General features: G+C 43.5%; 13 protein-coding genes. 5 read left to right on the top strand and 8 right to left on the bottom strand.

Translation table 11 applies throughout. The features are described from left to right. Positions 1-98: 98 nt before the first annotated feature. The 4 genes from Q3A68_RS06560 to Q3A68_RS06545 form a co-directional block, all read right to left on the bottom strand. The gene (locus tag Q3A68_RS06560) at positions 99-2,258 is read right to left on the bottom strand and encodes a carboxy terminal-processing peptidase (protein ID WP_302900258.1); all 2,160 of its coding nucleotides are present in this window, start codon (positions 2,256-2,258) and stop codon (positions 99-101) included. Positions 2,259-2,449: 191 nt separating this feature from the next. Further along, a complete protein-coding gene (locus tag Q3A68_RS06555) occupies positions 2,450-3,076 on the bottom strand; it encodes a tetratricopeptide repeat protein (protein ID WP_302900257.1) in 627 nt (208 codons plus the stop codon). A gap of 73 nt (positions 3,077-3,149) precedes the next feature. Then, positions 3,150-3,992 carry an isoaspartyl peptidase/L-asparaginase gene (locus Q3A68_RS06550; RefSeq protein ID WP_302900256.1) on the bottom strand — a complete coding sequence of 281 codons (843 nt, stop codon included), beginning with the start codon at positions 3,990-3,992 and terminating at the stop codon, positions 3,150-3,152. 184 nt (positions 3,993-4,176) lie between these two features. After that, positions 4,177-4,827 (bottom strand): DNA-3-methyladenine glycosylase family protein, encoded by a 651-nt coding sequence (locus tag Q3A68_RS06545; RefSeq protein ID WP_302900255.1) that lies wholly within the window; start codon positions 4,825-4,827, stop codon positions 4,177-4,179. Positions 4,828-4,889: 62 nt separating this feature from the next. Between Q3A68_RS06545 and Q3A68_RS06540 the strand changes: the two genes are divergently transcribed. Beyond that, positions 4,890-6,170: a replication-associated recombination protein A gene (locus Q3A68_RS06540; RefSeq protein ID WP_302900254.1), complete on the top strand. Its 1,281-nt coding sequence runs from the start codon at positions 4,890-4,892 to the stop codon at positions 6,168-6,170. Positions 6,171-6,219: 49 nt separating this feature from the next. Further along, on the top strand, positions 6,220-6,717 hold the full coding sequence (locus Q3A68_RS06535; RefSeq protein WP_302900253.1) for a GNAT family N-acetyltransferase: 498 nt from the start codon (positions 6,220-6,222) through the stop codon (positions 6,715-6,717). Here Q3A68_RS06535 and Q3A68_RS06530 read toward each other — a convergent pair. The 4 genes from Q3A68_RS06530 to Q3A68_RS06515 form a co-directional block, all read right to left on the bottom strand. Further along, positions 6,714-7,328 (bottom strand): hypothetical protein, encoded by a 615-nt coding sequence (locus tag Q3A68_RS06530; protein WP_302900252.1) that lies wholly within the window; start codon positions 7,326-7,328, stop codon positions 6,714-6,716. The two genes, Q3A68_RS06535 and Q3A68_RS06530, sit on opposite strands and share 4 nt — an antisense overlap. 56 nt (positions 7,329-7,384) lie before the next feature. Then, positions 7,385-8,686, bottom strand: coding sequence for a M20/M25/M40 family metallo-hydrolase (locus Q3A68_RS06525; RefSeq protein WP_302900251.1), 1,302 nt, complete (start codon positions 8,684-8,686; stop codon positions 7,385-7,387). An 86-nt stretch (positions 8,687-8,772) separates the two neighbouring features. Then, the gene (locus Q3A68_RS06520) at positions 8,773-10,644 is read right to left on the bottom strand and encodes a M61 family metallopeptidase (RefSeq protein WP_302900250.1); all 1,872 of its coding nucleotides are present in this window, start codon (positions 10,642-10,644) and stop codon (positions 8,773-8,775) included. A 134-nt stretch (positions 10,645-10,778) separates the two neighbouring features. After that, positions 10,779-11,897, bottom strand: a complete 1,119-nt coding sequence (locus Q3A68_RS06515) for a DUF4407 domain-containing protein (protein ID WP_302900249.1) — start codon at positions 11,895-11,897, stop codon at positions 10,779-10,781. 122 nt (positions 11,898-12,019) lie between these two features. Between Q3A68_RS06515 and Q3A68_RS06510 the strand changes: the two genes are divergently transcribed. From Q3A68_RS06510 to Q3A68_RS06500, 3 genes are read left to right on the top strand one after another with little or no spacing between them, the layout of a single operon-like run. Then, positions 12,020-12,337, top strand: a complete 318-nt coding sequence (locus Q3A68_RS06510; RefSeq protein WP_302900248.1) for a rhodanese-like domain-containing protein — start codon at positions 12,020-12,022, stop codon at positions 12,335-12,337. Between the two features lies 1 nt (position 12,338). Further along, complete coding sequence (locus Q3A68_RS06505; RefSeq protein ID WP_302900247.1) at positions 12,339-12,527, top strand: DUF6358 family protein; 189 nt, start codon at positions 12,339-12,341, stop codon at positions 12,525-12,527. A gap of 11 nt (positions 12,528-12,538) precedes the next feature. After that, complete coding sequence (locus tag Q3A68_RS06500) at positions 12,539-13,447, top strand: prohibitin family protein (protein ID WP_302900246.1); 909 nt, start codon at positions 12,539-12,541, stop codon at positions 13,445-13,447. The last annotated feature ends 6 nt before the right edge of the window (positions 13,448-13,453 follow it).

Below are 13,453 nucleotides of genomic sequence, written 5' to 3'. Positions count from 1 at the left end.
AGCGTAGACTAGTCGGGGTGAGTAGGATATAGGCCATGCTTATAAAATAAAGAAATCCCGGACTAAGCCGGGATTCTATTTTTGAAATTCAGAATGAATTATTGCTGCTGTTGATTTACCGGGGTGCTGGTATATTTACTGCCCAGGTTAATATAATCGGTCAGTATTTGGCCAGCTTCAATTTTCAGGAAATCCAGGTCTTCATTTTTAGGTCTGGTTTCTCCTTTTTTCAGTGGTTTAAACCCTAGAGCCACCCGTTTATCGTTTTCACGTTCAAATGACTTAGCCTCATCTGCATCTCGCTCTTTTTTAAGCTGTTGCTCGTTGAGGGTTACGCTTTTCTCATTCTCGCGTTTTGTAAAATCAGCAATATCCTGCATCAGGTATTTATAGCTATTGCTATTGCTCATACGTTGCTCATGAAGCTTGTTCAATTGAGGAACCACGGACGTAAAATCACTTACCTTAGTGTAGTCACTTTTTGCAATTATATCAAAAGGCAACGCTGATGGCTCAGTATCTTCTCCGTATTTATCCATCGGAATTACTGACGGGAACTTAATGTCAGGAGTTACACCCTTATGTTGGGTTGAGTTTCCACTTATACGGTAAAACTTAGCGATTGTCAGGTTTAATTGGCCTAGCCTGCTTTGGCTGCCGGTTGAAACAGTTTTGTCGGTCTTATTGCTGTTCATTTTTGCCATCAGGTCTGCCAGTACCGATGGTTTGATCACTTTATCCAGGTCGATCGCATTCTGCACGGTCCCCTTGCCGTAGGTTTGAGTACCCAGGATCAAAGCACGACCATAATCCTGCATAGCGCCGGCAAATATTTCAGATGCTGAGGCGCTAAAGCGGTCAACAATCACAGCCATTGGGCCAGAGTAAGCAATAGCCGGGTCTTCATCATTATCTACTTCTGTTTGGTCGCGTGCATCACGAACCTGAACAATAGGGCCTGTTTTAATAAACAATCCACCCAAATCAATTGCCTCCATTAACGAGCCACCGCCATTTTCACGAAGGTCGATCACTACACCATCTACGTTTTCGCGTTTCAGCGTATCCAGAATCAATTTTACGTCGCGGGTTGTGCTCTTATAGTTCGGGTTGCCCGACTTATAGTCGTTATAGTCGATATAAAATGCCGGGATAGAAATAATGCCAATCTTCACTTCCTTACCGTTTGAGTTGTAGGTCTTGATCTCTTTTTTAGCCGACTGATCTTTTAAAATGATCTTTTCGCGAACCATCTCCACCACTTTGGGCTTGCTGCTGGTGCTGCTGCCTTTTGACAACACTTCCAAACGAACGATAGTGCCTTTGGTGCCGCGGATAAGGGCAATAGCGTTTTCAATTCTCCACCCTATCACATTCTGGAACTCGCCGGTTTTACCTTGAGCCACGCCAACAATGCGGTCTTCAGGAGATAACTGTTTGCTTTTATCGGCAGGGCCACCCGGTACAATAGTTGAAATGGTTACATATTCATCCTTTGATTGCAGCGTTGCACCGATACCTTCCAGCGAGCGCGACATTTCTATATTGAAATTAGCAGCATTAGCAGGGTTAAAGTAGTTGGTATGCGGATCGACTGCATTGGTGAATGCATCCATAAAAATCTGGAACACATCCTGATTGTTCAGCTTGTTTGACTGCGACAAGAGGCTCTCGTAACGTTTTTTTAGTGTTTCCTTGTCTTTAGCCAGATCGGGGTTCGCCATTTTCAGGTTAAGCATGTCATACTCCACACGCTCGGTCCAAACCTTGTTCGCCTCATCGTCTGAAGCAAAATAAGGCAGGCTGTCGCGATCGAAAGTGAATGTATCATGACCATTAAAATCAAAAGGCTTATCCAGCTGAGCCAGTGAGTATTTTATGCGGTCGTTATACCGTTTCTGATAAACGTTAAACATGTAGAATACATCCGACAGATTTCCGCTTTTCAGGTCGTCGTCAATTACATCTTTATATTTATCAAAGTCCTTAATATCAGATGCCAGCAGGTAATTATGGTTCTCGTCAAGCGCTTTCACATAGCGTTTGAAAACCACTTCAGATAACGAATCATTCAAAGGCACCTTTTTATAATTGTGCTCGCTGATAATATTAGCTATGTATTGGCATACGATACTTTGTTGCGCATCGGGTTGCAGATCATTTGATCCGTCGACCCTTTTCATTGGTTGATTTGCTGGCGAGGCCTTGCATGCCAACGCGGCGCCTAGCACCAACAGAATATATAATTTCTTGAACATATCTTTAACTCTCTTTAAATCTGAACTGTAGTTTGACATCAATACTCGTGCCTGTTATAGGGTTGCTAATGTAAATAAAAAGAGACAGTGTAAATACTGCCTCTGTCATAGAAATAACAATATTACAATTTATGTTTTATTTGGATGAATAATAACGCCGATAGTTTAAAAGCCGTATACTGTAAATGTATTTACAATGTCTTTTTTTCTCCCCCCGCAGCGCCCTCGGCATATTTTATATCAGGTTTAGTTGTACCACTATTTTGAGCCAATAAAAGTATTTGTTTTTCAATATCAGCTGTTTGCGTCTGCATTCCGAGTGAGCGGGAAAGATCACGTGCTTCCATCAGGTCAGCTCTTGCAGAGGGTATATCGCCGATATTTACTTTTATACCTGCCAGACCAAGCAAATTGCTCATGGTATGCTTGTCGTCATTTTGCTGGCGCGATATGTTGCTGCTTTGCAAATAGTACCATTTAGCTTCAGACCAGCGGTGCAGCTTAACATACAAAGCTGCCAGGTCGCTAAAATTATAGCTGGCATCATTGTAAACCCTGAACCGCATATTGTGTTTAGCCTGTTCCATTACCATTTTCGACGTAGCGACGAGGGTAAATTCGCAAGTTTCAAACACTATGGGTTGAACCTGTAAACTGTTCAACTTTAAAGTATTAGTGGTGCTGACAAACTGCTGCCCTTTGGCAGGCGGAAGGACGGGTAATAGGATATGCTTCTTTTTGAAACCGATTTTTTCCCAGATTTGAGCCGAAGCTGAAAAACTGATCAGGCAAAAGAAAATGATTAGTCTTAAACGCATTTATTCTATTCCGGTGCTACTAATTTATTTTGCTAATATACATATAAAATTGATTAACAAGCAATTGCGGGGTTTAATTGAAAACCTCAACCAGCCCGTCGTGCAGTGCCCACACCATATAAGGGTGGGTATCAGCGTGAAAAGTATCGCCGTTGGCAGCAATCCCAATCACTCCTGCGCACCCGTTAAACGATTTTAGTTCGTTTAAGGTTTTGTTTGTTGCTGCCTGAATCGTCATTCCGTCGGTTACCCTTGTTACGATCTTTGGCGCTACCGCCCCGCTGACAATATCTTCGCCTATACCCGTGCACGATACACCGGCATATTGATTTACATAATTCCCCGCTGCCGTAGCCGAATCGCTTACTCTGAAAGGTATCTGGAATCCTTTACCTCCGGTCGATGTTGCAGCAGCCAGGTCTCCATAAATATCCATTGCCACGCAGCCTACCGTCCCCATACGTATCGAATCGCTGAGTCTTTTTTCATACTCGCGGCGGCGCATTGGCGTTTCGGGGTTATAATAAGGGAATCCATTATAGCGGGCAAACTCAATGGCGCCCTTGCCACTCAATACCTTGTCTTCCCTGCTCATTAGTTTTTCAGCTACACGAATAGGATTTCTCACGCCTTCAATATTAATGACACCTGAAAATTGCAAGGTTTTTCCGTCCATTAGCGATGCGCTCATTCTTATTTTGCCATCGCTTTGTATTTGGGAGCCTGTGCCTGCGTTAAAAAGATCGCAATCTTCCAATAACGCCACAGTATAAACTACAGTTTCAATGGCGTTGTGTGTTTGAAGATACCGGTAACCCAACTGCACAATTTCCCGCAACGCCTCTTGTTTGGCATACTTCACCTCCTGGTTGGTCTTCCACTCACTAAAAAAGCCACCATGAATAATCAGTTTCATAGGCAAGTACTTTTAATTATTAACAAGATGAATTGCGATGGCGCAGGTTTCGGAGTATATACCAAATTTACATACAAATAATTCATAAGCCAAAACTTATGAATGAATAAAGACTCAACGGCTTTTGTCCCGATTGATTGCCTTTGGTTTGGGAAAAATGGCTTTTTTGTTACAATTTGAAGCTTTATTTAGTCAAGGCAGCTTTGGAAGAAGGTCGTGGTGTGCTTAAATAAAAATGCCATAACAGCATAGTGGCCAGAGAGCGATACGGTCGCCATTGCTCAGCTATCAGCAGCATCTCTTCCTGGGTGATCGCAGTATGTAATTTCTTTATTCTTTTGAGCGCATTTACTGCGGCTAAATCGCCAATTGGAAAAATATCTGCACGCTGCAGGGCAAACATCAGATATACATCGGCTGTCCAGTTGCCGATGCCTTTTAAAGCAGTCAATTGCGCCCGTACCGCGTCATCGGGCATATGATAAAACTCTTCCAATTTCAGCTGACCGCTCAGCAATGCCTCAGCAAGGAATTTAATGTATCCACTTTTTTGCCGGCTCACATAGCAGGCGCGCATTTCTTCGTCAGTAAGTAGCAGGACACGTGTAGGGGTTAACTCCTGTACACGCTCCTTCAGTTTATTTAAAGCGGACAATGCTGACGCCAGCGAAACCTGTTGCTCTAAAATAATGTGTACCAGCGACTCAAAACTGTTCGGCCTCGACCAGAATGGCGGATGGCCATGAGTGTCGATAATATATTGAAGTTCGGGGTCGGCAGCTGCCAGTTGATCGCAGATGGAGCGGTAGTTGGATTGATCAAACTGTTGTATCATATAATTGTTCCTAAAATACTAAATTTTTTAGGATTTGAATTTTTATTTCCGAATTTTACTACATGAACAATTTGCCGCCTTTAGCCGAGCGCATGCGTCCGAAGTCGCTGGATGATTATGTTGGACAGAAACATTTGGTTGGAAAGGGTGCGGTATTGCGCAAGGCCATTGAATCTGGTTCGCTGCCATCTATGATCTTTTGGGGGCCGCCGGGAGTAGGTAAAACTACTTTGGCGTATATTATTTCGCAGACTTTATACCGGCCTTTCTTTTCTTTAAGCGCAATTAATTCGGGTGTAAAAGATGTACGTGAAGTGATCGAAAAAGCATCGCAATTAAGGGAGCTGGGTGAAACCCTGCCTATATTGTTCATCGATGAAATACACCGTTTTTCCAAATCGCAGCAGGATTCACTTTTGGGTGCTGTGGAGCGCGGTATCGTTACGCTGATAGGCGCCACTACTGAAAATCCATCATTCGAGGTGATCTCCGCTTTGCTATCGCGATGCCAGGTGTATGTCCTTCAACCATTGGAAGAAGACGACCTGGTAAATCTGCTTAACAAAGCGATGAAAGAAGATGTAGTGTTGAAGCAAAAGAATATCGAGGTAAAGGAATACGAAGCTTTGCTCCGGTTATCAGGTGGTGATGCGCGAAAGCTATTGAATATTTTCGAGCTGTTGGTGAATGCCTTCCCGACAAAACGGATCGTCATCACCAACGAAGTGACATTGCAGCATGTGCAGCAAAACATGGCACTGTATGATAAAACCGGTGAGCAACATTATGATATCATTTCGGCTTTTATTAAGTCCATGCGTGGCAGCGACCCCAATGGCGCTGTTTACTGGCTGGCGAGGATGATCGTTGGAGGGGAAGACCCTTTATTTATCGCACGCCGTATGCTCATCCTGGCTTCGGAGGATATCGGCAATGCTAATCCAAATGCCTTGTTGTTGGCGCAATCGTGCTTTGAGGCGGTGAATGTGATCGGTTGGCCTGAGTCGCAACTGATCCTGTCGCAAACGGCCATATACCTGGCAACTTCGGCTAAAAGTAATTCGGCTACGACGGCTATTGGGGCAGCCATAGCACTTGTAAAAGAAACCGGCGACCTTCCTGTGCCTTTGCATTTACGCAATGCGCCAACCAAACTAATGAAGAACATCGGCTATGGTAAGGAGTATAAATACGCCCACAGTTTTGAAGGCAATTTCGTCGAACAGGATTTTCTTCCTGAAGCCATCCGCGGAACAAAAATTTACGACCCGGGCAATAATTCCCGCGAAGCGGAAACCAAAGAAAAACTAAGGAAGATTTGGGGCGAACGGTATAAATACTAGTAGAGACGCGATGCATCGCGCCTGTGCAGATTTGTGATATATTTGAAAAATGTACACTATCCGACAAGCCACTATATCTGATCTGAAAACCATAATAGAAATTGCCGAAAAAACCTGGTGGGCCACTTATTCGCCTATATTGGAAAAAGAGCAAATCGAATTTATGCTGAATAAGATTTATTCAGTCGAAAATATCTCAGCACAGTTGGAACATGGTACTCAAACTTATTTATTGCTGATTGAAGATGGTAAACCGGTTGCTTTTGCGGGCTATTCACCGCGCGAAGAAGATCCGGAGATATATAAACTACATAAATTATATTGCCTGCCCGAAACCCAAGGCAAAGGCTACGGAAAAATATTGATCAACGAAGTAGCGCAGAAAACCATTGAAGCTGGTAAGCATACCCTCGACCTGAATGTAAACCGCTACAACAAAGCAAAGCACTTTTATGAAAAGATGGGGTTCAGCGTGGCTTATGAAGAGGATATCCCCATCGGCTCATACTGGATGAATGATTATGTGATGCGGAAGGAATTGATCTAATCAGCGCTCGTTTTGTTCAATGAGTTGACAAATCTTTTTCCAGTATAGATCATATAAACCCCATAGCAAGAAGTAGCAATTGCAGTCCCCACGCCTACAAAGGCATCAATTGTAGCGGTTGAATAAGATTTGTTCAATATAAACCAGATGCCAATAATGGCGACAATGGTTGTCCAGGTAGCAAGGTAATAATCGATCGTTCTTCTGAACACCCTCGCCAGCGGGTAAAAATGCAATCCGACAACCAGCGCCATAACCGGTATCGTCAGGTCGGCATGGCCCAGGTTGATCACGATATTAATACCTACAAAAATCAGCAAGCCTTCTGCTCCGAAAATTATTCCGAACCATTTGCCGGTCCGCTTTTCTTCGGCTTTGTCGGCTTCACTTTCAGATTTTGGGAAACGTTTTGCCTCAAGAAAAAATTTTATGCCATTAAAAATAAGTGTTAGCGCAATAAGCGAAAACAGTATTAATATGATCAATCCATTACTACCCATGCTGCCATAGGCTATGCCTGTCCACATCATGGTAAAAAAAGCCATCATCGTTAAACCGGTGCCTACGCTTTGTATGGCAATGCGGGGGATGGTGTGTTGTTTTGTATTCATAAAGTTAAAGTCGCAGTAGCAGCTTTGCAGTCATGTTACTGCTTCTGCCACTAATCTTACCTTTTCAGTTTAGGCACTCTCGTAGGTGTATCAGTTCCTGCAACTATTGTACGTGAGCTTAAGGCAATAGCTCTTATAGTTGAGGTGATATTGCCCACATCCAATGTGCTGAATTCATCACCTACGGTATGGTATAGTTTATCGATATCGATCTGGTCGGTTGAGATCGTGTGCGCCGGAACACCCACTTCGGCAAGCGAGGCATTATCGCTCCGGTAAAACAGATCTTGGTCAGGGTAAGGGTCGGGATAAAACTTAAAGGCTGTACCTTCTAAGTTTTTTTGCAATATCTTGCCGAAGTCAGAACGTTCAAAACCTGTTATAAAGGCTGCATTCTGTCCGAATTTGGATGCTTTACCGATCATTTCAATATTGAACATCGCCACTACTTTATCCGGGTCGACGGTTTTGGCAAAATACTGCGAACCGAATTCGCCGATCTCCTCTGCAGTAAAGGCAACGAATACCAGTGTGCGCGCATTATTATTCAATTTTTTGTAATACCTGGCCAGGCTGATTACGGCAGTTGTGCCGGAGGCATCGTCATCTGCACCATTGGCTATGCTATCGCCTTTGACTGGTGTAACTATACCCAGGTGATCATAGTGACCTGAAAACACCACATATTCATTTGGCTTGGTTTTACCAGGAATAATACCTGCAATGTTAAACAAAGGCAGTTCCATGCTGCTTACTTCGTAGTTAACGGTAAGAGATTTTACATCATCAAACGTGCCAAGAACAAATGCCAGGGCAGGTTTCTTGGTTTGATTGTCCTTAAAAGAAACGCTTCCCCCGGCGGCGCGGCCCCGAACGCGTTTAAACAGATCACTGAACTTGGGATCAATCAACACCAGCGTGTTTTTACCGCTTTGCAAGACCGACATATATACCTTTCTCAAATCTTTATCGGGCGTTACCTTCACAATTTCAGCATCTTCCAGTTTATTCCAACTGAACGATTCACTCCCCTGTATCGCAATATTTTCAAGCGGAACAGGCGTGCCGTTTATGCTAATTTCAGCCTTGGTCGGGGTTTTCTTTACCATCGTAAAATTCTGACGATAGCCGGCATTACCCTCCATCGGCTGCAAACCGATCTTTTTGTACTCGCTTTCAATAAATTGAGCAGCTTTTTCTATGCCGGGGGTAAAGGTGGCCCTGCCTTGCATATCGTCCGCAGAAAGTGTTTTGATGATGCGCTCCACATCATCCTGTTTGATCATTTTATTGACATCCTGTGCAAAGCTGCCCAATGTGATCGCTGTTAAAGCGACTAAGGTTAAAAGTTTTTTCATCGAATTAATTGTTTCTTAACAGTGATGAAAGCTATCATGAGCCGTCATATTTTATTGTAAGTAATGGCTCAAGACGGTTTTCGTGTTTATTTGACTTTGGTTGATAGCCAGTTGTTACGGAAATCGGTCTGTTCTTTGGTTAACTCCTTGCCGGCCTTCTCATAAGTTACCACTTCAAAGTATGGGCTTTCTTCCAGTGTAATGGTAGTTTCATGCTCGCCTGTGCGGTTTTTGTAGTTTATCGTTACCTTATCACCAGGTTTTTTTGCAGAAACAATATCAGTAAATGATGGTGCATCTTTTACTTCTTTTCCGTCAGCTTTCAGAATAATGTCGCCTACATCAAGACCGGCTTTATATACCGGCGCACCGATAATACTTACCTGAACCGGCAGCCCTGATTCATCCGTAGTGCGTGCTTCACCCGAACGGCCACGGTTGCGGTTATAGCTCAACGGTCCTGCCCAGCCTTTGCCTGGTGCTGCTTTGCGCAACAGCAATCCTGCTTTGGCTAATAATGTGGCATAATCATTCTTTTCAATTCCATTGATGTATTTGTTGAAGAAATCAGCTGCGAATTTGGGGTTTTTGGTCACTTTGGCCAGATCGCTTTGCAGATCCGGGACCGTGTAAGGCTTCATTACTTTTCCTCGGTCAAGCCAAACGGTGCGCATATAATCGTCAAGTGTCAGGTTAAATTCTGATCTCAAACGCAGGTCGAGCGCTAAAGCTATTGCGCCACCGTAGGTATAGTAGCTGGTAAACATATTAGCCTGGTTATTTGGGTCGATGGATACGCCGGCATCGGCAAATACCGAATAACGGCTCATATGCGTTGCAGGGTACTTAGCTGCACCTGGCGTATTTAAAATCTGGTTTACTAAGCCTGCAATTGTATAACCATAGTCATCCACATTATGGAAACCGGCACGTACCAGGAGCATTTCACCATAGTATTGTGTAAAGCCTTCGGCAAACCAAAGCTCACTGCTCATGTCGGCATGCTCAAAATTGAATGGCTCCAGTGATTTCGGACGGATGCGCTTTACATTCCAGCTATGGAAATACTCGTGCGAGTAAGTACTGATTAATCGCAGTTCATTGCCACTAACTTTTGCAGCGGGATGCACAATACAGGTAGAATTGCGGTGTTCCATGCCATCGCCTGAGTTTGTTGGGTAAACATCATCAAGGAAGGTATATTCACCATAATCATAAACTGGCAGTTCACCAAAAACTGCTTTTTCCTCCAGAACCATACGACCGATCTGCTTGGCAAAAGAATCGATCACTGATTGGTCATCATCTGAGTGAATAGCCAGGTTGATCTTTTCTGTTTTGCCATTGTTATCTACTTCCCAACTGCTCACTTTGTAAGCCGATAGCTCAGTAGGGCTATCCATCATATACTGCATGTTAGGTGCGCTGTATACGCCGGCGCCTTCATTCTTTAATTGGGTGGCTACTCTCCAGCCATATTTGTCGAGATCGTTAAACTGGAATCTGATAGCGCGCCTGTCCTGGCCTACCACCCACATAAAAGCAGCAGGCATGTTCAGGTGGGCGTGGCTTGGGTCGACGCTGGCATAGGTGCCGTCCGTCCAATTAGCAAAAAGTGTATAGCTTATTTTAACGGCGTCGCCATGTGTGGGTATCTCGTACAGATCGCCTTCTAATTGTCTTATTTCAAGGTCGCCGCCACCAGCATCGGAAGCTTTAATGTTGTAAATATTTTTTCCAAACTCGTGCGTGGCATATCTTCCGGCCGACGAGCGGCTCATACGTACCCGTATAGCCCCTGATGGAGCATCGGGAATAGTCAATACAATTTCAGCCTCGTGGTGGACCGCATTGGGAAACGAAACAGAATAAAAAATGGGTTTTTGCTTGGTATCGTCCTGGGCAAAGGTTGTGGTAGCCCATAGAAAGGCTGTTGCCAGTAAATAAAACTTCTTCATGTGTTCGAGTTAACAGCGCTGAAATTACTATTAAATCGTCACAATTAGTTGATTAAGTTGGATTGAGTTGATTAAGTGAGCAGTTGATCGATTTAACCCAATCAACTTAATCTAACTCAACAATTTAACTAACATCAATCATATGTATGGCGTTCAAAATCATATTCCGATTGCGCGGTGATGATGCGTTTTTTCCGGTCAACATCCACGTCAAGATTATGATCGAACAGGCGGTCGGTAGCAGCTATTTCGCGCTCCTTATCCTTTTCGGCATAATAAATATCCGATTCAGTTACCTTGGCCTGAGCTACATCGTAAGGTCCCTTCGGCGACATTAATTTTACAAACACCGGCAAACACTCGAACAGGATAAACAAGTATCCGATGAACGAAATAGCGAGATAAGTATCCAGGTCGCGGGTACCATTATCATTATAAGTTAATTGTCCCAAAGCCCAGTTACGGTCAGAGAAACCGGCAACATTAGCTAAACTATCCAGTTCGTGCGGATTAAACATGCGCGTGCCGTTCAATCCTTCAAAATCTTTCCGCTGGCTCAGGTAATTATCCATTTGCCCCAAATTATCGGTAACAGTCTTTAGCCTTGCTTCTTTCTCTTGCAGAACAGTCTGCTTCTGTTTAGCGTAAGTGCCATATCCCTGTATTCCAGATGTTTGATTGGTTTTATCGCCAAAAACTTCCTGGTTTAACTGATAACGGGAGCGGTTGATATCGCGCTCCAGTGAATCTTTTTCTTTTTTCAGATCGCCGTTCTTGGTTAGTTCCATAGCATATTTTTCGTTATATGCTTTTTGCAGCGTATCGATCTTCCGGTTCTGACCTTTAAGATAGGCCGTCTTTAATTTTTGTCTAATCTCTTTGTCAAAAATTTTCAATTCAAGTGGACGGGATATTACCACGCCGATCATAATGGCCAGTAAAATACGTGGCGATGCCTGCGCAATCTGCTGGCGGGTGGTACCTTCTTTGTTGATACTGGAGACAATGTAACGGTCCATATTGAAGATGGCCAAGCCCCACAACATGCCGAATAAAATAGCAAATCCCACTGCAAAAGGGCTGCCGTTAAAAACAAAATACATGGCATAACCTCCTGATAAAGAGGCAAATAATGCTGTGAAAAATATAGTGGCGCCAATACCTACGTATTTATTATGTTCGATGGGATATTTCTTCAGCGTACCAACATGGGCTCCGGAACAGAACCAAAAAAACCGGGTTATCTTCTTCATCCGTCGATGTAAATTTTATGCAAACATATATAAAACGCTGTTACTTAGTGATTGTTACAAAATATGTGACTAATTAATTATACAGAAAAAGGCTACATTTGATTTAAATTATTTTTAACACCATGAAAGAAATAACTGTTGAAGAACTGAAGGAGATGATGGACAAGGGCGAAGATTTTCAATTAATTGACGTTCGCGAGGATTTTGAGTATGAAATGTCGAACCTGGGCGGCTTGTTGATTCCGCTTGGGGGAATATTAATAGAAGCTGAACGGATTGCCAAAGACAAACCTGTAATAATGCAGTGCCGCAGCGGCAAACGCAGCGCTGCAGCCATTACCCAACTGGAGCAAAATTTTGGATTCACCAATTTATACAACCTGCAGGGCGGCATTTTAGCCTGGCAGCAGGAAATTGACCCAACTATAGAAGTTTATTGATATGGGCAAAAAATTAGCGCTTAACGTTATTTATAATCTTGCCCTTGTTTTCTGCATCATCATGATATGGACCGGTATCGAAAAAGGCCGGTATGAGTATATCCTGAGCGCATTGTTTATTGGCGCTGTGTTCGTTATTTTAAAAATACGCCTCCTGAAGGAGGTGCGCAACATGCAAAACAAACCTTAAATTAAAAACCTATGTTTATTGCAATCTTAGGGATCATTGTGCTCATCGTGGGCATCGTGCTCAAACGCTCGCCGGAACCAGGCAGCCGTTTTGGTGGTATCGTAAACACTGTTGGGATTGTAATTATTGCTTTAGGACTGGCGCTATCTATGTTTAAGCAGATAGAGGCTGGTAGTGTTGGCGTACAAACACTCTTTGGCAAAGTACAGGATAATGTCCTTGAAAGCGGCCTGCATATCATTAACCCACTGGTTGAGGTGCATACCTTTGATATTCAGACCCAAAATTATACCATGAGCGCGAGAAGCGGTGAAGGTCAGGTACAGGGTGATGACGCCATACGCGTACTGTCTTCAGATGGGTTGGAGGTTACCATTGACCTTTCTGTACTATATAAGGTAAGTCCTGATAAGGCTCCTTTTATTCTGCAAAATATCGGAGAAAAGTATGAAGACAAGATCGTGCGGCCGGTTACGCGCACAGCTATACGTGATAATGCAGTTAGTTACCAGGCCGTTGATCTTTATTCAGTAAAGCGCCAGGAATTCCAGAATAAGATCAATCAAACGATCACTCAGAATTTTGCCAAAAATGGGCTGGAAGTTCAGCAAGTGCTTATCCGTAACATTTCTTTACCGGCATCGGTAAAGGCGAGTATCGAGTCAAAAATCAACGCTGAACAGGATGCACAAAAGATGCAGTTTGTGCTACAAAAGGAGCGTCAGGAAGCTGACCGTAAACGAGTGGAAGCCCAGGGTATAGCGGATTATCAAAAAATACTGTCTACTGGCTTGTCCGACAAGCAGTTGATATATGAGAGCATCAAAGCTCAGAAAGAGATTGCTTTGTCGCCTAATGCCAAGGTGATCATTATTGGTGGAACAGGGAAGGGGAATCCTATACTGCTAAGTGATAAATAGAATATT

The sequence above is a fragment of the Mucilaginibacter tolerans genome (assembly GCF_030519375.1).
In the GTDB taxonomy this organism is placed as follows: domain Bacteria; phylum Bacteroidota; class Bacteroidia; order Sphingobacteriales; family Sphingobacteriaceae; genus Mucilaginibacter.
This window is presented reverse-complemented; position numbering and strand designations above follow the sequence as displayed.

Coding starts and splice junctions, on each gene's coding strand:
- Q3A68_RS06560 (WP_302900258.1), bottom strand. CDS start 2,258: ATGTTCAAGAAATTATATATTCTGTTGGTGCTAGGCGCCGCGTTGGCA.
- Q3A68_RS06555 (WP_302900257.1), bottom strand. CDS start 3,076: ATGCGTTTAAGACTAATCATTTTCTTTTGCCTGATCAGTTTTTCAGCT.
- Q3A68_RS06550 (WP_302900256.1), bottom strand. CDS start 3,992: ATGAAACTGATTATTCATGGTGGCTTTTTTAGTGAGTGGAAGACCAAC.
- Q3A68_RS06545 (WP_302900255.1), bottom strand. CDS start 4,827: ATGATACAACAGTTTGATCAATCCAACTACCGCTCCATCTGCGATCAA.
- Q3A68_RS06540 (WP_302900254.1), top strand. CDS start 4,890: ATGAACAATTTGCCGCCTTTAGCCGAGCGCATGCGTCCGAAGTCGCTG.
- Q3A68_RS06535 (WP_302900253.1), top strand. CDS start 6,220: ATGTACACTATCCGACAAGCCACTATATCTGATCTGAAAACCATAATA.
- Q3A68_RS06530 (WP_302900252.1), bottom strand. CDS start 7,328: ATGAATACAAAACAACACACCATCCCCCGCATTGCCATACAAAGCGTA.
- Q3A68_RS06525 (WP_302900251.1), bottom strand. CDS start 8,686: ATGAAAAAACTTTTAACCTTAGTCGCTTTAACAGCGATCACATTGGGC.
- Q3A68_RS06520 (WP_302900250.1), bottom strand. CDS start 10,644: ATGAAGAAGTTTTATTTACTGGCAACAGCCTTTCTATGGGCTACCACA.
- Q3A68_RS06515 (WP_302900249.1), bottom strand. CDS start 11,897: ATGAAGAAGATAACCCGGTTTTTTTGGTTCTGTTCCGGAGCCCATGTT.
- Q3A68_RS06510 (WP_302900248.1), top strand. CDS start 12,020: ATGAAAGAAATAACTGTTGAAGAACTGAAGGAGATGATGGACAAGGGC.
- Q3A68_RS06505 (WP_302900247.1), top strand. CDS start 12,339: ATGGGCAAAAAATTAGCGCTTAACGTTATTTATAATCTTGCCCTTGTT.
- Q3A68_RS06500 (WP_302900246.1), top strand. CDS start 12,539: ATGTTTATTGCAATCTTAGGGATCATTGTGCTCATCGTGGGCATCGTG.